This is a genomic window from Parabacteroides sp. AF27-14, from assembly GCF_003635425.1.
In the GTDB taxonomy this organism is placed as follows: domain Bacteria; phylum Bacteroidota; class Bacteroidia; order Bacteroidales; family Tannerellaceae; genus Parabacteroides; species Parabacteroides distasonis.
Map to the genome: position 1 here is coordinate 1 of NZ_QTLZ01000063.1, position 837 is coordinate 837.

General features: G+C 42.4%; 2 protein-coding genes. Both read right to left on the bottom strand.

Annotated elements, in window-relative coordinates; all coding sequences use genetic code 11:
• Positions 1 to 325 precede the first annotated feature (325 nt).
• Positions 326 to 523 carry a hypothetical protein gene (locus DWY79_RS22370; RefSeq protein ID WP_036611555.1) on the bottom strand — a complete coding sequence of 66 codons (198 nt, stop codon included), beginning with the start codon at positions 521 to 523 and terminating at the stop codon, positions 326 to 328.
• Positions 524 to 536: 13 nt separating this feature from the next.
• On the bottom strand, positions 537 to 746 hold the full coding sequence (locus DWY79_RS22375; RefSeq protein WP_057327184.1) for a DUF4248 domain-containing protein: 210 nt from the start codon (positions 744 to 746) through the stop codon (positions 537 to 539).
• Positions 747 to 837 lie beyond the last annotated feature (91 nt).

Genomic DNA, 837 nt, shown 5'->3' on the forward strand with positions numbered 1-837 from the left:
CCGAGGCGGTCTCGCAAAGGCTGGATCAATTGCGTGATAAGCAGCCGGATAGCAGCTATCTGAGATTCGCCGGGCATGTTGTCGATACCGTTCTCTATGGCTTTACGACTATATGTGAACTCTTCTACTGTAAAATTTTTTGAGATTTGATTATTTTTATTCATGTTGCTAAACAGGTATTTTATTCGTGATATGATTTGTGAGTGAAAAAAATTAGCGCTTACTTTACATCGTAAGATTTAAGAAAAAATATAAATAAGATATTTCCTCCCTAAGAAGGAGGTCATAGTTAAGGTTTTGGTTGGAGAGGGCAAACCTGCGAAGGTCAGCCCTCTTGTTTTTTATCCCCAGACCTATACTTATAATCCACCCCGAGCAACGCCCCTGCGAACGTGGAGACCTCGCCGAAAGCGACCAATACGGAGGAATGGATCTCGCCCCGTGGAGGCATCCAGAGGCCCATGAAAAGCAATGTTATTCCCGCCAGACATAAGAGCGTGGCGATGACTAGTTGTAATCTCATGCCGATTTATTTTTCAAGGTTCCCCTAGATACTCGAATACTAACTGTACCTGCTTGGGAGTAAACACACGCTGGCCGTTCACGTACCCCGCGTTCGACAATGCTTTCATCAGCGCCTTATTATACATAAACCATCTCTTTATCTGAGTGTTCGCCGACCGGGGCGTACTGTTAGGGAAGTACATCCCGGCGATTTCCTTTAAATGCAACGCTTGTATCTTCATAATACAAATTTACATTTTATTTCTTAATTTAACAATATTTCCAAACAAAAAAATCAAGAATTGAGAATCGAAAACCAGAACACCCCCAATT